General features: G+C 67.8%; 20 protein-coding genes. 17 read left to right on the top strand and 3 right to left on the bottom strand.

What is annotated here, in order from left to right:
• Positions 1–250 precede the first annotated feature (250 nt).
• Positions 251–1,225, top strand: coding sequence for a quinone-dependent dihydroorotate dehydrogenase (locus CAP40_RS05480; protein WP_086128283.1), 975 nt, complete (start codon positions 251–253; stop codon positions 1,223–1,225).
• Here CAP40_RS05480 and CAP40_RS05475 read toward each other — a convergent pair.
• Positions 1,222–1,797 carry an HdeD family acid-resistance protein gene (locus tag CAP40_RS05475; protein ID WP_086128282.1) on the bottom strand — a complete coding sequence of 192 codons (576 nt, stop codon included), beginning with the start codon at positions 1,795–1,797 and terminating at the stop codon, positions 1,222–1,224. The two genes, CAP40_RS05480 and CAP40_RS05475, sit on opposite strands and share 4 nt — an antisense overlap.
• Before the next feature lie 164 nt (positions 1,798–1,961).
• On the opposite strand from CAP40_RS05475, the gene ggt reads away from it, so the two are divergent.
• Positions 1,962–3,680 (top strand): gamma-glutamyltransferase, encoded by a 1,719-nt coding sequence (gene ggt, locus CAP40_RS05470; RefSeq protein WP_086128281.1) that lies wholly within the window; start codon positions 1,962–1,964, stop codon positions 3,678–3,680.
• A gap of 56 nt (positions 3,681–3,736) precedes the next feature.
• Positions 3,737–5,521 (top strand): long-chain fatty acid--CoA ligase, encoded by a 1,785-nt coding sequence (locus CAP40_RS05465; protein ID WP_086128280.1) that lies wholly within the window; start codon positions 3,737–3,739, stop codon positions 5,519–5,521.
• 195 nt (positions 5,522–5,716) lie between these two features.
• Here the strand turns inward: CAP40_RS05465 and CAP40_RS05460 are convergent, their stop codons facing one another.
• Positions 5,717–8,611 (bottom strand): pitrilysin family protein, encoded by a 2,895-nt coding sequence (locus CAP40_RS05460; RefSeq protein ID WP_086128279.1) that lies wholly within the window; start codon positions 8,609–8,611, stop codon positions 5,717–5,719.
• Between the two features lie 290 nt (positions 8,612–8,901).
• Here CAP40_RS05460 and CAP40_RS05455 point away from each other — a divergent pair, with 290 nt between their 5' ends.
• The 10 genes from CAP40_RS05455 to miaB all read left to right on the top strand — a co-directional run bounded on the left by CAP40_RS05455 (position 8,902) and on the right by miaB (position 15,849).
• Positions 8,902–9,669, top strand: coding sequence for an aspartyl/asparaginyl beta-hydroxylase domain-containing protein (locus tag CAP40_RS05455; protein ID WP_256924025.1), 768 nt, complete (start codon positions 8,902–8,904; stop codon positions 9,667–9,669).
• 50 nt (positions 9,670–9,719) lie between these two features.
• Complete coding sequence (locus CAP40_RS05450) at positions 9,720–9,989, top strand: hypothetical protein (protein WP_256924024.1); 270 nt, start codon at positions 9,720–9,722, stop codon at positions 9,987–9,989.
• Positions 9,990–10,101: 112 nt separating this feature from the next.
• A complete protein-coding gene (locus CAP40_RS05445; RefSeq protein WP_086128480.1) occupies positions 10,102–10,674 on the top strand; it encodes a NifU family protein in 573 nt (190 codons plus the stop codon).
• A 64-nt stretch (positions 10,675–10,738) separates the two neighbouring features.
• Positions 10,739–11,332, top strand: a complete 594-nt coding sequence (locus CAP40_RS05440; RefSeq protein ID WP_086128278.1) for a malonic semialdehyde reductase — start codon at positions 10,739–10,741, stop codon at positions 11,330–11,332.
• A gap of 1 nt (position 11,333) precedes the next feature.
• Positions 11,334–11,963 (top strand): tRNA (adenosine(37)-N6)-threonylcarbamoyltransferase complex dimerization subunit type 1 TsaB, encoded by a 630-nt coding sequence (tsaB, locus tag CAP40_RS05435; protein WP_256924043.1) that lies wholly within the window; start codon positions 11,334–11,336, stop codon positions 11,961–11,963.
• Positions 11,960–12,436: a GNAT family N-acetyltransferase gene (locus CAP40_RS05430; protein WP_086128276.1), complete on the top strand. Its 477-nt coding sequence runs from the start codon at positions 11,960–11,962 to the stop codon at positions 12,434–12,436. The genes tsaB and CAP40_RS05430 overlap by 4 nt, the downstream gene beginning before the upstream one ends.
• 108 nt (positions 12,437–12,544) lie before the next feature.
• Complete coding sequence (locus CAP40_RS05425; protein ID WP_086128275.1) at positions 12,545–12,958, top strand: MucR family transcriptional regulator; 414 nt, start codon at positions 12,545–12,547, stop codon at positions 12,956–12,958.
• Between the two features lie 121 nt (positions 12,959–13,079).
• Entirely contained in the window at positions 13,080–13,502 is a 423-nt protein-coding gene (locus CAP40_RS05420) for a Fur family transcriptional regulator (protein WP_086128274.1), read from the top strand.
• A gap of 1 nt (position 13,503) precedes the next feature.
• Positions 13,504–14,391: a 1-acyl-sn-glycerol-3-phosphate acyltransferase gene (locus tag CAP40_RS05415; protein ID WP_086128273.1), complete on the top strand. Its 888-nt coding sequence runs from the start codon at positions 13,504–13,506 to the stop codon at positions 14,389–14,391.
• A 123-nt stretch (positions 14,392–14,514) separates the two neighbouring features.
• A complete protein-coding gene (gene miaB, locus CAP40_RS05410; RefSeq protein WP_086128272.1) occupies positions 14,515–15,849 on the top strand; it encodes a tRNA (N6-isopentenyl adenosine(37)-C2)-methylthiotransferase MiaB in 1,335 nt (444 codons plus the stop codon).
• On the opposite strand, the gene CAP40_RS05405 is transcribed toward miaB, so the two are convergent.
• A complete protein-coding gene (locus CAP40_RS05405; protein WP_086128271.1) occupies positions 15,846–16,280 on the bottom strand; it encodes a MerR family transcriptional regulator in 435 nt (144 codons plus the stop codon). The genes miaB and CAP40_RS05405 overlap by 4 nt on opposite strands.
• 75 nt (positions 16,281–16,355) lie before the next feature.
• Here CAP40_RS05405 and CAP40_RS05400 point away from each other — a divergent pair, with 75 nt between their 5' ends.
• The 4 genes from CAP40_RS05400 (at position 16,356) to CAP40_RS05385 (ending at position 19,990) form a co-directional block, all read left to right on the top strand.
• Entirely contained in the window at positions 16,356–17,189 is an 834-nt protein-coding gene (locus CAP40_RS05400; protein WP_086128270.1) for an oxidoreductase, read from the top strand.
• Between the two features lie 226 nt (positions 17,190–17,415).
• A complete protein-coding gene (locus CAP40_RS05395; protein ID WP_086128269.1) occupies positions 17,416–18,417 on the top strand; it encodes a PhoH family protein in 1,002 nt (333 codons plus the stop codon).
• Positions 18,418–18,562: 145 nt separating this feature from the next.
• Complete coding sequence (gene ybeY, locus CAP40_RS05390; RefSeq protein WP_086128268.1) at positions 18,563–19,072, top strand: rRNA maturation RNase YbeY; 510 nt, start codon at positions 18,563–18,565, stop codon at positions 19,070–19,072.
• A 9-nt stretch (positions 19,073–19,081) separates the two neighbouring features.
• A complete protein-coding gene (locus CAP40_RS05385) occupies positions 19,082–19,990 on the top strand; it encodes a hemolysin family protein (protein WP_086128267.1) in 909 nt (302 codons plus the stop codon).
• Positions 19,991–20,016: the final 26 nt, after the last annotated feature.

Below are 20,016 nucleotides of genomic sequence, written 5' to 3'. Positions count from 1 at the left end.
GCCCTGTCGATCCGAGACTCTTCCCTTCCCGGATTCCTTATTTTCTGAGGCAAATATACCGCGCGGTCACGGAATAGAAAAGTGGCCCGGTCAGCCGAAGCCAGACCGGGCCAAAAGGAAAGGGTTCCCCCATTGAGCGGAAACCCCTCGGGTCGCAGTTTCCACCTAGCCGAGCCCGGCCTGGCGGTATTGGAAGGAATCGACATACGCAGCTTTACGGAGGGAAAAAGCGATGCGAAGGCCATTCGCCATGGCCTATCCGCTCCGCTCCGCGCTGTTCGCACTCGATGCCGAAAGGGCGCATCGCGCCGCCATCCGCGCGCTTGCGCTATGGGGATCGCTCGGCACCGTTTTCAGATCCGAAATGGTGGAAACACCCATCCAATTGGGAGGTTTGACCTTCCCCAATCGAATCGGGCTGGCCGCCGGACTGGACAAGGATGCCGAGGCGATCCCCGGCCTGTTCGCGCTGGGCTTCGGCGCGGTCGAGGTGGGCACGCTCACGCCCCGCCCCCAGGGCGGCAATCCCCGCCCCCGCCTGTTCCGCCTCCCCGAGGATGAGGCGGTGATCAACCGCATGGGCTTCAACAATGGCGGGATCGACGCGGCGCTGGCGCGCATCGCGAGGCTGGGGCCGCGCAAGGGCATGCTCGGCATCAATGTGGGGGCGAACAAGGACAGCGCGGATCGCGTCGCCGATTATGCCCTGGGGGTGGGCAAGGCGGCCGGGCATGCCGACTACGTCACCATCAACGTCAGCTCGCCCAACACGCCGGGCTTGCGCGATCTCCAGTCGCGTCCCGCGCTCGACGAGCTGCTCGCCGCCAGCCATGCCGCGCGCGGGCGAACGCCCCTGTTCCTCAAGATCGCGCCCGATCTGGATCGCGCCGGGCTGGAAGGGGCGATCCGGGCGGCGCTCGACAACCGGATCGACGCGCTGATCGTGTCCAACACCACCATTTCGCGCCCGCCGCTCCGCTCGGCTCATGCCGGCGAGACGGGTGGCCTGTCGGGCAAGCCGCTCGCCCCGCTCGCACGCCAGAAGCTGGCCGAGGCGGCGGAGATCGCCGCGGGCGCGCTGCCGCTGATCTCGGCGGGCGGGATCGACGGCCCGGACGAGGCGAAGCGCCGCATCGATGCCGGCGCCACGCTCGTCCAGCTCTATTCGGCGCTGGTGTTCAAGGGCCCCGGCCTGCCTCGCGCCATCGCCAGGGCGCTGGCCTAGCCGGCGAGCTTCCGCAGCCGGAGCGCGAGCGCGACATAGGCCGCGCCACCCAGGATTGCGAGCCAGGCGATCAGCCAGACCAGGCCGATGGCGCCCGCAACCGGCCAGGCGAGGATCGCCACGCCGAAGCCGATCGAGACCAGCCCGGCAAGGATCAGGAAGATCTCGCCCTCGATCTCCTTGCGCAGCGCTATCGCGCCCACCGCCTCCATCACGCCGGTGACGATCGCCCAGGCCGCGATCAGCAGCAGCAACACCTGCACGGTGATGCCGGGCCAGATGATGGTCAGCAGGCCCGCGGCGATCCCGGCCAGCCCGGTGAGCGCCAGCCACCAGCGCGGCGTATCCCCGCCACGCATGCCCGACAGCGCCGCGGCCAGCGCGAAGGCGCCGTCGACCAGCGCATAGGCACCCCAGACCAGCGCCAGGGTGAGCAGCGCCAGGCCCGGCCACAACAGCGCGAGGATCCCAAAGGCGATGCCGACGATGCCGCGCAGCAGGAACAGCCACCAGCGCTTGCCGAGCGCGCGCAGCAGCGAGGGGGAAGTTGCGAATGTCGAGCCGTGGGTCATGCTAGCCCTCCTTCCGGAGCGCGCGCCCGTCCGGCATGGGCGGGCATGCGGCGCTTCGGCCTCCGCCAGATTGCGCCCGGTTATACCCTTGCGCAATCATCCGATCGCCTGCCGCCCGACGTAGCGTCTTTGCGCTCCGGCCAAAGCCCGCTACGGCTTGCGGGATGAAGAAGCTGTTCCTGCTGCTCGCCTTTCTCGCCGCTCCCGCCGCGGCTTCCGCCCAGGGGGTGGTGAGCGCCGCCGATCCCCGCGCCGCGGCGGCGGGGACCGAGATCCTCAATGCCGGCGGCAGCGCCACCGACGCGGCGATCGCGACGATGCTCGCCCTCAACGTCGTCGAGCCGCAGAGCGCCGGCATCGGCGGCGGCGCCTTCTTCCTCCAATATGACGTGAAGACCGGCAAGATCGCCACGGTCGACGGGCGCGAGGCGGCGCCGATGGCCGCGAACGACCATTGGTTCTACGGCGCCGACGGCCAGCCGCTCAGCCATATGGCCGCCGTGCCGGGCGGGCGCAGCGTCGGCGTGCCGGGCACGCTGCGCGCCATGGCGAAGGCGCATGCCCGCGCCGGCAAGCTGCCCTGGGCCCGGCTGTTCGCGCCGGCGATCCGGCTGGCGCGCGACGGCTTCGACGTCTCGCCCCGGCTCGCCAACGCGCTGCGCAACTATGCGCCGCACGTCGATGCCGGCGTCCGCGCGATCTATTACCAGGCCGACGGCAAGCCGCTGGCCGCCGGTGCGCGCGCGACCAATCCGCAACAGGCCGCGCTGCTCGAGCGCGTCGCGAAGTTCGGCCCCGACAGTTTCTATGTCGGCCCGCAGGCGGAGAAGCTGGTCGCGACCGTGAACGGCGCGGCGCGCAACCCGTCGAAGATGACCATTGGCGACCTTGCCGCCTATGACGCCAAGGAGCGGCCAGTGCTGTGCGCCAGCTACCGCGCCTACAAGATCTGCTCGATGGGCCCGCCCTCCTCCGGCGGCGTCACCGTGATGATGATCCTCGCCCAGCTCGAGCGCTTCGACATGGCGAAGCTCGGCAAGGACAGCCCCGTCGCCTGGCATCTGTTCGCCGAGAGCTCGCGCCTCGCCTATGCCGATCGCGACCTCTATGTCGGCGATCCCGATTATGTGCAGGTGCCGATCGCCGGTCTGCTCGACCGCAACTATCTCGCCGGCCGCTCGGCGCTGATCAGCCCGGACGGCACCATGGCCGACGTGAAGGCCGGCACGCCCCCGGGCGCTCCGAAGCGCATCGCCGTGAAGCCGCAGGAAGTGCCCGGCACCACCTCGCTCTCGGTGGTCGACAAGGCCGGCAACGTCGCCCAGGTGACCACCACGATCGAAGGCGCGTTCGGCTCGGGCCTGTCGGTGGACGGCGTGATGCTCAACAACGAGCTCACCGATTTCGACATCGTGCCGGAGAAGGACGGCTATCTCGTCGCCAACCGGGTGGAGGGCGGCAAGCGCCCGCGCAGCTCGATGGCGCCGACGATCGTCTATGGTCCGGACGGCAAGGTCCGCATCGCGATCGGCGCGGCCGGCGGCTCGACGATCATCGCCCAGGTCGCCAAGGCGCTGGTCGGCGTGATCGACTGGAAGCTCTCGGCCCAGGACGCGATCGGCCTCGGCCTGCTCTATGCGCCCGGCAAGATGGCGGTCGCCGAAAAGGGCACCCAGCTCGACGCGATGGTCCCGGCGCTCCAGGCACTGGGCGAGAAGGTCCAGTCCGCCCCGCTCGGGCTGAAGATGAACGCGGTCGAGCGGGTCGGGGGCCGCTGGACCGGCGGTGCCGATCCGCGCAGCGAAGGCGTCGTGATGGACCAACAGGGCCACATGACCGTTATCAATCGCGTGGGCGCGCAGCCGAACCGGCCGTCGGAATAAACGTCGGGGGAAGGCGGGACGCTCCGGACAAGGGGCGCCCGTAATGGGGAGAGGGAATGCGTAGGCTCGAACGGTTCGACAACCTGGTCCAGATGTTCTTCGCGCGGGCGAAGGAAAAGGGCGACGCGCCCTTCCTCTGGCACAAGGACGAAAGCAAGTGGCGGCCGACCAGCTGGGCCGAGGCGGCCCGCCAGGTGGCGAGCCTGGCCGCGGCGCTGACCGCGCTCGGCCTGAAACGCGGCGACCGGGTGATGCTCGTCTCGGAGAATCGCCCGGAATTCTGCATCAGCGACCTGGCGATCATGGCCGCGGGCTGCGTGACCGTGCCCACCTACACCACCAACACCGAGCGCGACCACCAGCACATCATCGAGAATTCGGGCGCCTGCGCGATCATCGTCTCGAACACCAAGCTGGCCAAGGCGCTGCTGCCCGCCGCGATCCGCGCCTCGTCGGCCCGGATGGTGATCGGCATCGAGGAACTGCGCGTCGCCCAGCAGGGCAGCCTGGAGTTCCATGACTGGCGCGCGCTGGTCGCGAAGCACGACACCGATCCGCGCGGCCTGTCCTGCACTTTCCGCCGCGAGGACCTGGCCTGCATCATCTACACCAGCGGCACGGGCGGATCCCCGCGCGGCGTGATGCAGCATCACGGCGCGATCCTGCACAATGTCGAGGCGTGCTGCGCGCTGATCAGCGAGGATTTCGGCTGGGAGGACGAAGTGTTCCTCTCCTTCCTGCCCCTGTCCCACGCCTATGAGCATACCGGCGGCCAGCATTTCCCGATCGGGCTCGGCGCGCAGATCTATTATTCCGAAGGGCTGGAGAAGCTCGCCTCGAACATCGAGGAAGTGCGCCCCACCATCATGGTCGTCGTGCCCCGCCTGTTCGAGGTGCTGCGCACCCGCATCGTCAAGCAGGTGGAGAAGCAGGGCAGCTTCGCCAATTTCCTGCTCGACAAGGCCGTCGCGATCGGCGGGCGCAAGGCGACGGGCACCGGGCGCCTGTCCGACCTGCCGATGAACCTGTTCCTCGGCGCCACCCTGAAGCCGAAGCTCTCGAAGAAGTTCGGCGGCCGGATCAAGGCGATGGTCTCGGGCGGCGCGCCGCTCAATCCCGAGGTCGGCATCTTCTTCCAGAGCCTCGGGCTCACTTTCCTCCAGGGCTATGGCCAGACCGAGGCGGCGCCGGTGATCTCGTGCAACCGGCCCAAGGCGGGGCTCAAGATGGACACGGTCGGCCCGCCGCTCGAGGGGGTGGAGGTGCGCATCGCCGACGATGGCGAGATATTGGTGCGCGGCGAGCTGGTGATGCACGGCTATTGGCGCAACGAGGAGGAGACGAAGCGCGTCCTGCGGGACGGCTGGCTCTATACCGGCGACATCGGCCATATCGACGAGAAGGGCCGGATCAAGATCACCGATCGCAAGAAGGACATCATCGTCAACGACAAGGGCGACAATGTCGCGCCGCAGAAGGTGGAGGGCATGCTGACGCTCCAGCCCGAGATCGTCCAGGCGATGATCGCCGGCGACCGCAAGCCCTATATGAGCGCGGTGATCGTCCCCGATCCGGAATGGACCGCCGAATGGTGCGCCCGGACCGCCACCAAGTGCGACTTCAGGGAACTGGCCCATGATCCCGACTACAAGGCGGCGCTGGGCGCGGCGGTGGAGCGGGTGAACAAGGACCTGTCGGTGATCGAGCGCGTCCGCAAGTTCCTGGTCGCCGACGAACCCTTCACGATCGAGAACGAGCAGCTGACGCCCAGCCTCAAGATCCGCCGGCACATATTGAAGGCCGTCTATGGCGAGCGGCTGGACGCGCTGTACCGGAACTAAGGCGTATCGATATTCCTCACCCCTTCGTCATGCGGAACTCGTTTCAGCATCCAACTCTCCCCAAGCGATATCCTGCGAGGCGCGTTGGACCCCGAAACAAGTTCAGGGTGACAGTGGAAGTTGGAGAGCGAACCCAACGAGAAAGGCCGGGGCTTCCACCCCGGCCTTTCTCGTTTCAGGCGTGAAGCCGGAGCCTCACTTCTTCTCCGGCACCACCTTGAGCGTCCAGTCCCTGTCCGGGCGGAGATATTTCATCGCCAGCCCCTGCACGTCCTGCGGCGTCACCCGCGAATAGTCCGCGGCCAGCGTCTCGACGGCGGCGATCCGCGCGGGATCATAGGTGCCGCCCTCGACCAGGCGCATCCAGAACATGTTGCCCGAGGACATGCGCAGGATCTGCTGCTTCAGCGGCGTGAGCGCGCGGTTGAGCTCGTCCGCGTCGATCGGCTTGGCGACCAGGTCGGCGGCGATCTTGCGCGACAGCTCGAAGAAGAAGTCGACCTTGTCGGGCGGCACCATGCCGAGCGCCATGATCTTGCCGCCCGCCGGCAAACCCTGCGGCCACTGGCTGGCCACCTGGGGCGAATAGCTCACGCCCGCCTGGCTGCGCAGCTGGTCGAGCAGCCGGTCGCGGAACACCGCGGCGAGCACTTCGAGCTTGCGGCTCTCGGTGATGCCGCCATTCTCGGTGCCGCCGCCGGTCGGCCAGGCGATCACCGCCGCCGCCTGATTGGGCTGGCCCTTGTGGAACAGCGTCACCGGCGTGGCGACGTGCGCGGGGAACTCCACCGGCGCGAGCGGCGCCTTGCTCGCCACCCGCGGCTTCAACGCACCGAAGGTGGCGGCCACGGCCTTCACCGTCGCCTCGGCATCCATGTCGCCGAATACTTCGACTTCGATCGGCCCGGTCGCCAGCAGCGGCTCCCAGAACTTGCGGAAGCTCTCCGGCGTGGTCTCGCGAATCGTCGCCTCGGGCGGCACGCCCCAGCGCGGATCGCCATTGTGGAGCAGCCGCTCCAGGTCGCGATTCAGCACCGCGTCGGGCGAGGCCGAGAGGCCGGCATAGCCCGACAGGATGCCCGCCTTGGCGCGCAGCACCGGATTGGGATCCCAGCCCGGTGCCGCGAGCTTGGTCGCCAGCAGCTTGAGCTGGTCGGGCAGGTCTTCCTTGGTGGTCTGCCCCTTCAGGAGGAAGGCATCGTCGTCGACGTCGAAATCGGCGCCGATCTGGCGGCGGCCGGTCAGGGCGTCGAGCTCTTCCTGGCCATATTTGCCGATGCCGCTGGCCACGAGCGCCGGATCGCCGGCCCAGGCCGGGGTCTGGCCCTTGTTCGGCAGGCCCGAGAGCCCGCGGCCGAAGCGCACGTTGACATAGACCTTGCCGGTCTCCGACGGGTCCTGGCGGATCAGCAGCGTCACGCCGTTCGCGAAAGCGAGCTTCTCGATGCCGGTGCCCGGCAGGATCTGCTCGCGGCTCGCCACCTTGCCGGGCACGCCGAGCTTGGGCAGCGCCGCGAAGCTGACATTGCCCACCAGCTTGCGCTTGCCGCTCGCCGCGACATTGGCCTCGAGCGCGGAGGCCACCTTGGTGGTGATCGCGGGATCGGGCGCATGCAGGTTGACGATCGCGCGCGTCGCGGTGCCTTCGAACACCTTCTTCGACGACGCCAGCACCGTGGCGGGAGTGAACATCTTGCCGTCCACCGCGCCCTTGAAGATCGCGTAGGAGAATTCGGGCGTCGTCACCGTCTCGTTGATGTCGACTGCCTCGGCCAGGTCGTCGGCCAGCTTGGCCCCGGCCTCGACCGGCGCGGTGTTGATCCGCTGCTTCATCGACGATTCGATCTCGGCGACCTCGCGATCGATCTCGGCCTGGCTCGGCGGCGCGGCCTGGGCGTCGGCGATCACCGCGCGCACGTCGCGCAACGCCGCTTCCCAGTCGTCGCCGATGGGAAGCACCTGCACGGTGGTGATGTTCGCCGATCGGCCGATGTCGCTCAGATCGGCCCCGGCGGCGATGAAGGTGCCGCCCGAGCGCGCGCGCGTCTCCAGCCGGCGATTGATGATGCGGATCGCGACCAGGTCGATCATCCGCTTCTGGTTGAAGATCACCGTATCGCCGTCGACCGTCCAGGGGCGCACGATCGCCATGGTGGTGAGCACCGGCAGCGCCGGCTCGACGATGCTGGCGGCAACGGGGGTGCCTTCGACGGGCTTGCCGAAATCGGGCGTCGGCACCGCCGGGCCGGTGCCCTTCCAGTCCGAGAAATGCTTGACGATCATCTGCTCTAGCAACGCCGGATCGACATCGCCGATCGCGATGACGGTGGCGCGCTCGGGGCGATACCAGCGCTCGTGGAATGCCTGCACGCTTGCCGGCGTGGCAGCGACGAGCGTGTCCACCGTGCCGATCGGCTCGCGCTGCGACAGCGGCTGGCCGGCGAACATCAGGTCGAGCATCGCATCCTGCAGCCGCACCTGCGGCCCCGGCTGCTCGCGCTGCTCGGCGAGCACCACCGGCCGCTCCGAATCGAGGATCTGCTGCGTGATCTGCGGGCCGGACATCATGCCGGCCAGGATCTTGAAGCTCTCGTCCAGCCCCGCCGGGGACGCCATGGGCAGGTCGAGCTTGTAGGTAGTGGCGGTGAACGTGGTGCTCGCGTTCGAATCGGAGCCGAAGGTCACGCCCAGGCGCTGCCAGACGCGCTTCGATTCGCCGTCGGGCACGTGCACCGAGCCGCGGAAGGAAAGATGTTCGAGCAGGTGCGCGAAGCCCCGCTCGCTGTCGCGCTCCATGAGCGAGCCGACATCCATGCGCACGCGGACCGAGACCTGGCCGGGCGGCACGCCGTTCTTGCGCACGGCATAGCGTACCCCGTTGGGAAGCCGCCCGAATTTCCACGCATCGTCATGGACGAGATCGCTCTTCTCATAGAGCCAGGGATCCTTGGCGGTCTGGACCGGGCGCCCCACCGTCTGCGTATCGGGCACGTTCGGGGGATTGGTCGAAACCTGGGCCTGGGCCGGCAGGACCGGCGCGAGCGCGGCGAAAGCGAGGAGCGCGAGAGGCGCACGCAGGAAAAAGTGCATAGACCGTCCATCTAGGGGCGAAGCGCCGGGCATGCCAGCGCGAACCTTTCCGCCAGATGTACGCACGGGACACGAAGCGGCCCTTGTGCGCCGCAGCGGGGCCATGTTTTCGACCCATCCACAGGCTAATCGAAGCGGTGCGGGCGAGTCCCGCGGTCGAAAAGGCAGCGTAACCAGCAAGGTCAGGTGCAGTGAAGGTCGAGCCGAGCGCGCGGGGCAGCGCAATGTGGCGGGACGCAGGCGAAGTCGAGGCCGCCGCAGCACGGGAAATGATTCCCGATCTTACGATCATGTCGGGTACCAGCATGCCCGACGCGCCGTTGCGCGCCGATCGCGACCGGCCTTTCCTGATCAAATATGGCAAGCATCTACGCAGGATCCTCGACCGGTTCATCGCCCGCTTTTCGCTCGTCTCGAACGGCCCGGTGCTCGACGTGCGCGACTTCGCCTGGACCGAGGCGCTGCGCGCCAACTGGCAGGCGATCCGCGCCGAGGCGATCGCCGCCGCGATCGCGCCGCATCTCGCGCCCTCGCTCTCCGTCATCTCGCCCGACCACCGCGCCATCGCGCCGGTGAACAAGTGGCGAAGCTATTTCCTCTATGGCTATGGCTATTTCGTGCCGGAGAATCTCGATCGCTGCCCGGTGACCACCCGGCTGGTCGAATCGATCCCCGGCCTCAACAGCGCCTTCTTCTCGATCCTCGCCCCGGGCACGCACATCCCGGCGCATCGCGGCGTCACCAAGGGACTGATCACCTGCCATCTCGGCCTTGTCGTGCCGCGCGACGGCGACGTGCGCATGCGCGTCGGCGATCGCATCCTGCGCTGGGCGGAGGGCGAGACGCTGGTGTTCGACGACACCTATGATCACGAGGTGTGGAACGACACCAGCGGCACCCGCGTGGTGCTGCTCGTCCAGTTCCGCCGGCCGCTCCGCCAGCCCGGCCGGTGGTTCGTCGACCGGTTCCTGGCCTGGATCCGCAGCTCGGCGTTCGTGCAGGAGGCACGGGCGAACGTGAACCGCTGGAACGCGGCGATGAGGGCGCTCGACGATTGATTTGCGCGCGCCACGGGCCCACATGGCGCACACGAAGGAGCTGCCGCCAAATGGCTACCAACCGCGCCAAGGCCTGGACCGAATTCCGCCGGATGATCGCCTGGATCGCATTCGCGGGCGTGCTGATGGTCGCGGGCGCCCTCTGGTATCTCTCGCTCTACGACGCGCTCTATCCCTCGGCCATCCTCGCCACGATCGGCGGCGTGTTCCTTTCCACGCTGCTCGGCTGCGGCCTGTTCGCCGCCGCCTTCTTCAGCGACAAGAGCGGCCACGACCAGAGCGTGACCGACGCGACCATGCACGACGAGCGGCAGGACTGAACTCCGATCCGTCATGCCGGCCCAGGGCCGGATGACCATGGTGGGGTACCGGAAACCTTTCGTTTCCTCCTTCCAGCTTGATCGCCACCGCCCGAGCGCCCAAATGACGCCCATGCTGATCGAGACCGAAGCCACGCCCAATCCGGCGACGCTCAAATTCCTGCCGGGCCGCACCGTGATGGAAGCGGGCACCCGCGACTTTGCGAGCCCGGAAGAGGCCGAGGCCTCCCCGCTCGCCGAGGCCCTGTTCGGCCTGGGCGACGTGACCGGCGTGTTCTTCGGCCGCGACTTCATCTCGGTGACGATCGCTCCCGGCGCCGAATGGCACGATGCCAAGCCCGGCGTGCTCGGCATCCTGCTCGATCATTTCGCGGCGAACATGCCGCTGTTCCACGCCGCCGCCGCCGGCTTCAGCGTGCCGGCCGAGAGCCAGGACTTCGGCGACAATCCCGAGGACGCGGAGATCGTTGCGCAGATCAAGGAACTGATCGAGACGCGCGTGCGCCCCGCCGTCGCCAATGACGGCGGCGACATCGTCTATCGCGGCTTCGATGCCGGCAAGGTCTATCTCCAGATGCAGGGCGCCTGCTCGGGCTGTCCCAGTTCGACCGCCACGCTCAAGAACGGCATCGAGCAGCTGCTCAAATATTACGTCCCCGAAGTCACCGAAGTCCGGGCAGTTTGAGATCTTGCGGTGCCGGCCCCGGCACCGCGCTCGAAGCAAGCCGAAAACGAAAGGACCGATACCCATGGCCCAACCGCTCGACGACGCGGCGCTGGACACGATCTTCCGTACCGCGCGCACCTATAACGGCTATACCGACGCCCCGGTCACCCAGGCCGATATCCGCAGCATCTACGACCTGCTCAAGATGGGCCCTACCTCGGCCAACAACCAGGCCGCACGCTTCGTATGGCTGACCACGCCCGAAGCGAAGGAGAAGCTCGCCCAGCTGTCGAGCAGCACCAATGCCGACAAGATCCGCAAGGCGCCCGCCGCGGTGATCATCGGCATGGACCTGGCGTTCAACGAGCAGCTGCCCTGGCTCTTTCCGCACGCGCCGACCGCGAAGGACTGGTTCCCCACCGAGGAAAGCCGCTACACCACGGCGTTCCGCAACTCGTCGCTGCAGGGCGCATATCTGCTGCTCGCCGCCCGTGCGCTCGGTTTCGATACCGGCCCGATGTCGGGTTTCGACAACGCGAAGGTTGACGAAGCCTTTTTTGCGGACCAGCCCAATGTGAAGTCCAACTTCATCTCGACACTGGGACATGGCGACCCCTCCACCATCTTCGATCGACTCCCGCGCCCTGAATTCGAGCAGTTCAATCGCGTCCTCTGATCTGACTCTCGTCATCGAGACCGCGACCGCGGCCTGTTCGGTCGCGTTGCTCGATGGGGCGACCGTGGTGGCCGCGGCCCATGAAGTCGTCGGCCGCGGCCATGCGGAGCGGCTGGTGCCGATGATCGCCGCGCTGCCGGGCCAGGGCCGGGCGGCGCACATCCTCGTCGATGTCGGCCCCGGCAGCTTCACCGGCGTGCGCGTCGGCCTCGCCGCGGCGCTCGGCCTGTCGATCGGCTGGAGCGCGGACGTGCACGGCTTTTCGTCGCTCGCGCTCGTCGCCGCCGCCGGCTTCGCCGCCAACCCGGCGATCGCCAGCCTTGCCGTGGTGCTCGAAGGCGGGCACGGTGAGGTGTTCATGCAGGCTTTCCATTCCCAGCCGCTGCGGGAAGACGGGCCGTTCCGCTCGCTCGCGCCCGCCGCCGCCCTTGCCGCGCTCGAGGGGCGCCCGGCCATTGGCAGCGGCGTCCGCCACCTGGCGCCGCTGGCCGAGGGGCCCGACCTGCGCGAGGCGCTGCCCGCCGCCGCCGACGTCCGGCTGCTCCCCGGGGGCTTCACCGCCCTGCCCGCCCGCCCCGTCTATGGCCGCGCGCCCGATGCCAAGACGCTCGCCGAGCGGGGCTTGGCATGAGCGGCACGATCAACCTGATCGAGCTGCGCGAGGGCGGGGCGCACGATCTCCACAGCGTCAACCGCATCATGCAGGAAGCGTTCGACCCCCGTTATGGCGAGGCCTGGACCAGCGCGCAGTGCCTCGGCATGCTCTCGCTCCCCGGCGTCTGGCTGGTGGTGGCCAGCGTCGACGGCCAGGACGCCGGCTTCTCCCTCGCCCGCGCCATCGCCGGCGAGGCCGAGTTGCTGCTCCTCGCCACGCACCCCGCCGCGCGCCGCCGCGGCGTTGCCGGCGCGCTGCTCCGCGCCGTGATCGAAGAAGCCCGTGGCCGCGGTGTCGCTCGTCTTCATCTCGAGGTGCGTTCAGGAAACGATGCCGTCTGGCTCTACCGTCGCGAAGGCTTTGAAAAGGTCGGCGAGCGCAAGGACTATTATCGAGGACGTAGCGGGCAGTTGTTCGATGCCCATACCTATGCTCGGGATCTGGACTGAGACTTACGGATATCTGCAAATATGATCTTGCGTTTGATCCAAAATGGTCCGATAGGGTGACGCCGGGCGACGAGTGATAGTCGTCTTCGCCGGGTCGAAAGGAAAAAAATGGAAACGCAAGCCGAGATTGATGAAACGCTGGTCACCCTGACGGCAGATATTGTTGCGGCGCATGTCAGCAACAACAGCGTTGCGGTATCCGACCTTCCGACTCTCATCCAGAACGTGCATGGCGCGCTCTCGGGTCTTGGCCGCGCCGCCGCCGAGCCCGAAGTGAAGCAGGAGCCGGCCGTTTCCATTCGTGCCTCGGTGAAGCCCGACTATATCGTGTGCCTCGAGGACGGCAAGAAGCTCAAGATGCTGAAGCGTCACCTGATGACGCACTATCAGATGACGCCGGAGCAGTACCGCGCCAAGTGGAACCTGCCCGCCGATTATCCGATGGTCGCCCCCAATTATGCCGAGCAGCGCCGCAGCCTGGCGAAGAAGATCGGCCTGGGCACCAAGCGCCGCAAGCGCTGAGCCGCAGACCGCCGGAATTGGAAGGGCCGGTCCGGATCGCTCCGGGCCGGCCTTTTCGCTGCCCGCGCCTTTTCTCCGCCACAGTCTTCCAACTTCGGCGCACGCACGCTACATCGCGCCCATGGGCCGTAAGATCGATCTCGAAGCGCTCTGCCACGAGAAGGGGCTGCGCATCACCGAACAGCGCAAGGTGATTGCGCGCGTCCTCTCCGATGCGGAGGATCATCCCGACGTCGAGAAGGTCTATGAGCGCGCCTCGGCGATCGATCCGGGCATCTCGATCGCCACGGTCTATCGCACCGTGCGCCTGTTCGAAGAAGCCGGCATCCTCGACCGCCACGATTTCGGCGACGGCCGCGCGCGCTACGAGCCTTCGCCCGAAGCGCATCACGACCACCTGATCAACGTCGAGACGGGCGAAGTGATCGAGTTCGTCGATCCCGAACTCGAACAGTTGCAGAAGCAGATCGCCGAGCGGCTGGGCTTCCGCCTGGTCGATCACCGCATGGAACTCTACGGCGTCGCGCTCGACCGCAAGACCTGAGATGCCGGGCACCGGCGAGATCCGGGCCCAGCGCGCCGCGCGCCGGCGCGAGGACGCGATCCAGGGCCACGACACTCCGCTCACCCTGGCCGAGCGGTGCCGGATGGGGTGGCGCGTGGCGATGCTGGTGCTGTCGCTGCTGCTGCTCGTCCCGCTCCACTATCTCTTCCGCTTCGCCCGCCTGCCCTCGCCCTGGCCGCGCTATTTCCTCTCCATCGCCGCCAGGATCTGCGGCGCGCGGATCAACCGCATCGGCACGCACCTGAAGCGCGACGTCTTCTATATCTCCAACCATCTGAGCTGGATCGACATATTGGCGCTGGGCGGCGCCAGCGGCACGGCCTTCATCGCCAAGGCCGAGATCCGGAGCTCGCCCATCGTCGGCTGGCTCGCCGGGCTCAACCGCACCGTCTATGTGAAGCGCGAAAACCGTCTGGGCGTCGCCGAGCAGATCAACGAGCTGCGCGACGCGCTGGCGGAGACCTGGGCGATCACGGTCTTCCCCGAAGGCACCACCACCGACGGCAAGTCGCTCCTCCCCTTCAAGACGCCGATGCTGCGCGTGCTCGAGCCGCCGCCGCCCGGGGTGATGGTGCAGCCGGTGATGCTCCATTATGGCGCGGCGGCGGACGACATCTGCTGGATCGGCCAGGAACGCGGGCTCAACAATGCGCGGCGCGTGCTCGGCCGCAAGGGCAGCTTCCGGCTCGACGTGCATTTCCTCGAGCCCTTCCACCCGCGCGACTTTCCCGGCCGCAAGGTGATCGCCGCGGAGAGCCGGCGGCGGATCGAGGAGGCGCTGGTCGCGGTGCTGGGCCAGCCGCTGCGCCCCTTCCGCTTCGCCGAGGATCCGATCGGATATCGGCCGAGGCCGGGGGCAACCGAATAACCGATCGCCACCCTGAACTTGTTTCAGGGCCCAACCCTTCACAGGCGACGGGCTCGCCCATTCCACCTTGGATGCTGAAACAAGTTCAGCATGACGAAGGATTTGGCTATAGCCCCGCCAATCATGAACGCCCCCAAGAATCCCAGGACCTTTCAGGTCAAATCCTTCGGCTGCCAGATGAACGTCTATGACGGCGAGCGCATGGCCGAGCTGATGGCCGCGCAGGGCATGACCGCCGCCGCCGAGGGCGAGGCCGCCGATCTCGTCGTGCTCAATACCTGCCACATCCGCGAAAAGGCGACCGAGAAAGTCTATTCGGACATCGGCCGCCTGCGGAAGGGCGCGCGCGCGGACGGGCGCGCGGAGCCGATGATCGCCATCGCCGGCTGCGTCGCCCAGGCCGAGGGCGAGGAGATCGTCCGCCGCGCCAGGGTCGATGTCGTGGTGGGCCCGCAAGCCTATCACAACCTGCCCGAGCTGGTGGCGAAGGCCGCCAGCGGCCAGTCGACCCTCGATACCGACATGCCGGCGCTCAGCAAGTTCGGCGCGCTGCCCCGGCGCCGCAAGGTCGGCCCCACGGCCTTCCTCACCGTGCAGGAAGGCTGCGACAAATTCTGCACCTATTGCGTCGTGCCCTATACGCGCGGCGCCGAGATCAGCCGGTCCTTCGCCGAACTGGTCGACGAGGCCAAGGCGCTGGTCGATGCCGGCGCGCGCGAGATCACGCTGCTCGGCCAGAACGTCAATGCCTGGGACGACGATGCCGGCACCGGGCTGCACGGCCTGATCCGCGCGCTCGACCGGATCGAGGGCCTGGAGCGCATCCGCTACACCACCAGCCACCCCAACGACATGCGCGAGGGCCTGATCCGCGCCCATGCCGAGGTGGCGAAGCTGATGCCCTTCCTCCATTTGCCGGTGCAGGCGGGAAGCGACCGCATCCTCAAGGCAATGAACCGCAGCCACACGCGCGACTCGTATCTGGATATCCTCGAGCGCGTCCGCGCCGCGCGGCCCGACATCGCGCTGTCGGGCGATTTCATCGTCGGCTTCCCGGGCGAGACCGAGGCCGAATTCGAGGAGACGCTGCGCCTGGTCGACGCGGTCGGCTATGCCCAATGCTTCAGCTTCAAGTACAGCCCGCGCCCGGGCACGCCCGCCGCGGAGATGACCGACCGGTTCGTCCCCGCCGAAGTGATGGACGAGCGCCTGCAGCGCCTCCAGGCCGCGCTCAACCGCGACCAGCTCGCCTTCAACCAGGCGACCGCCGGCAAAAGCTGTCCGGTGCTGATCGAGCGCCGGGGCAAGCTCCCCGGCCAGATGCTCGGCAAGTCGCCCTGGCTCCAGTCGGTCTATCTCGATACCGATGCCGGGATCGGCGACATGGTCGAGGCGGAGATCGTCGAGGGCTTCGCCAATTCGCTGCGCGGCGTGGAGAAGGCGCGCGCGGCGGCCTAGGCCGCGCTCGCCTTCACGGTCGCCGGCTCCGCCCAGCAGCCTTCATATTCCCCGAACAACGGCTCGGCACCCTTCTGCCCCGTCTCCAGCCAGGCCACCTTGGCGCGGGCATAATCGACCATCGCGTTCACCTGCGCCGCCTTCTCCTCCAGCCGCGCGAGCTGCATCCGCATCAGCTCCAGGCTGCGCTCGGCGGTTATCGCCCCATCATGATATTCCGCCGCCAGCGCCGCGATCTCGCGCAGCGAGAAACCGAGATTCTGCGCCATCCGGATGATCCGCGCCACGTCCAGATGCTCCTCGGTGAAGATCTGATAGGGGTTGGAGCCGCCCTTCCTGCCCGTCGCGGGTGCGAGCAGCCCTTTGCGGACGTAGAAGCGCACCGTGTCGGTGCTCATGCCGGCGCGCCGGGCGAATTCGGAGATCAGCACGCGATTTCATCTCTTGACCATGGACTATGGTCCATACTTATATGACGAGGCTCCACATCGCAACCGGAGCCAGAAATGCAGAAAACCGCCCTCGTCACCGGCGCCTCCGCGGGGATCGGCGAAGCCACCGTCAAGCGGCTGTTGAAGGACGGCTACAAGGTCTTCGCCGCCGCCCGCCGCCTCGATCGCATGGCGCCGCTCGAGCGCCTCGGCGCCGAGCTGATCGACCTCGACCTGACCGACGATGCCTCGATCGTCGCCGCCATGGAGAAGATCCGCGCCGCCGCCGGCCGGCTCGACCTGCTCGTCAACAATGCCGGCTATGGCAGCTATGGCGCGATCGAGGACGTGCCGATGGAAGAGGCCCGCCGCCAGATGGAAGTCAACGTCTTCGGCCTTGCCCGGCTCTGCCAGCTCGCCACCCCGCTGATGCGCGCGCAGCGATCGGGCACGATCGTCAACGTCACGTCGATCGGCGGCAAGTTCGGCGAGCCGTTCGGCGGCTGGTACCATGCGACCAAGTTCGCGGTGGAGGGCTTCAGCGATTGCCTGCGCATGGAGCTCAGGCCCTTCGGCATCCGCGTGGTAGTGATCGAGCCCGGTGCGATCCGCACCGAATGGGGCGGCATCGCGCACCAGAGCCTGGTCGAGCGCTCGGGCAGCAGTGCCTATGCGCCCTGGGCGCTCCGGCATGCCGCGGTGCTGAGCGGCGCCGAAAGCGGCAGCTTCGCCTCCCCGCCCGAAGTGGTGGCGAACGCCATCGCCAGGGCCGCCGCCGCGCGCCGCCCGCGCATCCGCTACGGCACGGGCGGCGGGGCCAAGGTCTTCCTGTTCCTCGCCCATTGGCTGCCCGATCGCTGGAAGGATGCACTGATGTGGCGGATGAGCCAGTCGCGCCGGGCCGACTGAGCGTTGCGCATGGGACACGGCGAGGCGTGCATGCGCCTCGCCGCGGCTTTTCCCCTGTCCAAGTCGGCAATCCTCTGCCACTCTCCCCATATCGCATGCGCCAGGGAACCGCCCGCATCGTCTTCGCTTTGACACGCAGCGTCTCTACGCGCGTCGGGCAGGGGACGTCCGCGCGCACGCGTGGCACCGTCAACAGAGTCAACATCTCGCAGCCGCAAGGAGCCGCATGAGCCGCAAGCCTGTCCCCGCCCAGTCCGGTGAACGCAGCCGCGCCGAGGTGAATTTCGACAAGCCCCAACTCCTGCCGCAGCTCTTCGGCGAATTCGACAGCAACATCCTCGCTTTGGAAGAGCGGCTCGGCGTGTACATCCACGCCCGCGGCCAGCGCGTGCAGATCGAAGGGTCCGCCGAGGCCGTCGCCCATGCCCGCGAAGTGCTGCAGGAACTCCATGCCCGCGTCATCCGCGGCGAGGAAGTCGATACCGGGCTGATCGACGCGGTGATCGCGATGTCGAGCGAGCCGACGCTCACCGGCATCATCAAGGCGGACAATGGCAACGCGCCGCCCCAGATCATGATCCGCACGCGCAAGAAGACGATCGTGCCCCGTTCGGTCGCGCAGACCCAGTATATGCGCGCGCTCGTCTCGAACGACATGATCTTCGCCCTGGGGCCCGCGGGCACCGGCAAGACCTATCTCGCCGTGGCGCAGGCAGTCGCGCAGCTGATCACCGGCAGCGTCCAGCGGCTGATCCTTTCGCGCCCCGCCGTGGAGGCCGGCGAGCGGCTGGGCTTCCTGCCCGGCGACATGAAGGAGAAGGTCGATCCCTATCTCCGCCCGATCTACGATGCGCTCTATGATTGCCTGCCCGCCGAGCAGGTCGAGCGGCGTATCGCCAGCGGCGAGATCGAGATCGCCCCGATCGCCTTCATGCGCGGCCGCACGCTGGCGGATGCGTTCGTCATCCTCGACGAGGCGCAGAACACCACGCCCGCGCAGATGAAGATGTTCCTCACCCGCTTCGGCCAGAACAGCCGGATGGTGATCTGCGGCGATCCCAACCAGGTCGACCTGCCCGGCGGCCCGCCCGCCTCGGGCCTGAACGACGCGACGCGGCGGCTCGAGGGCGTCGAGGGCATCGCCTTCTCCCGCTTCTCGACGGCGGACGTGGTCCGCCACCCGATCGTCGGCCGCATCGTCGAGGCGTATGAGGGGCCGAATGCCTGATCTTTCCGATAAGCCCCTCCCTGCAAGGGAGGGGTTCGGGGTGGGTCGATACACGCGCTACGGCATCCGCATGACCATCCATCATCCGTATCGCCAGGACGCCACCCACCCCTCGCTCCCCTCCCTTGAAAGGGAGGGGAAGTAAGTGCTGGACGTCGCCGCCCTGGTCGAATCCCCCTGGCCGAATGCGGATTGGGAAGCCCTCTCCATCCGCGCCGCCGAGACCGCGCTCCGCCAGACCCCCTTTCTCGAATGGCTGGATCACGCCGCGACGATCGAAGTTGCGGTGCGCTTCACCTCGGACGAGGAAGTCCATGTCCTCAACCGCCAGTATCGGGGCAAGGACAAGCCGACCAACGTGCTCTCCTTCCCAATGATCCAGCCGGACCTGATGGAAGCGGTCACCGAGAACAGCGACGATGGCGAAGTGCTGCTGGGCGACATCGTCCTGGCGCACGGCGTCTGCGCCGCCGAAGCGCTGGAGCGCCGGGTCGGCGTCCAGGATCATGCCACGCACCTGATTGTCCACGGCCTGCTGCATTTGCTAGGCTATGACCATATGAATGATGCCGAGGCAGAGGCGATGGAGGAAATGGAGCGCGCCGCGCTTCGCGACCTCGGCCTGCACGACCCCTATCTGATACGCGAGGATTGAACACCGAACATGCCCGAGGGCCCTAGTAGCAACGGCAACGGAGACAGCCACGAAGGTGGCGGAATATGGCGCGGCATCCGCACCCTCCTGTTCGGTGACGACCAAGAAGAAACGCTGCGCGACCGCATCGAGGACGCGATCGACGAGCATGACGAGGGCGGCCGCGCCCCGGCGGGCGACCTGGCGCCGATCGAGCGCCAGATGCTCAGGAACCTGCTCCATTTCGGCGAGCGCGATGCCGGCGATGTCGGCGTGCCGCGCGCGGACATCATCGCGGTCGAGGAACGGACCAGCTTCGCCCAGCTGGTGAAGCTGTTCGAAGAGGCCGGCCACAGTCGCCTGCCCGTCTATCGCGAAGAGCTCGATACGATCATCGGCATGGTCCACATCAAGGACGTGTTCAACATCCTGGCGAGCGGCGCGCCGCACCCCGCCAGCATCGCCGGCCTGATCCGCCAGCCGCTCTACGTGCCCCAGTCGATGGGCGCGCTCGACCTGCTCGCCCAGATGCGCGGGCGGCGCACCCATCTCGCCATCGTGCTCGACGAATATTCGGGCACCGAGGGGCTGATCACGATCGAGGACCTGATCGAGGAGATCGTCGGCGAGATCGAGGACGAGCATGACGAGGCGCCGACCGCGCTGCTCGTGCCGATCGAAGGCGGCGGCTGGGACGCCGATGCCCGTGCCGAGCTCGAGGACGTCGCCGAGACGGTCGATCCGCGCCTGGGCGAAGTCGATGGCGATGTCGACACGCTGGGCGGCCTCGCCTTCGTGCTCGCCGGGCACGTGCCCGAGGCGGGCGAGTGCCTGGAGCATGACAGCGGCTGGAAGCTCGAGATCGTCGAGGCCGATCCCAAGCGCGTCACCCGGCTGCGGCTGCATCCGCCGGCGGAAAAGGCGCTGGCGGAGGAGTGAACCCCGCCGCTACGGCTGGCCGCCAT

This window comes from Sphingomonas sp. IBVSS2, from assembly GCF_002127225.1.
Classification (GTDB): domain Bacteria; phylum Pseudomonadota; class Alphaproteobacteria; order Sphingomonadales; family Sphingomonadaceae; genus Sphingomonas.
Note: the sequence above shows the minus strand (reverse complement) of the source record. Positions and strands in the feature narration are given on the sequence as shown.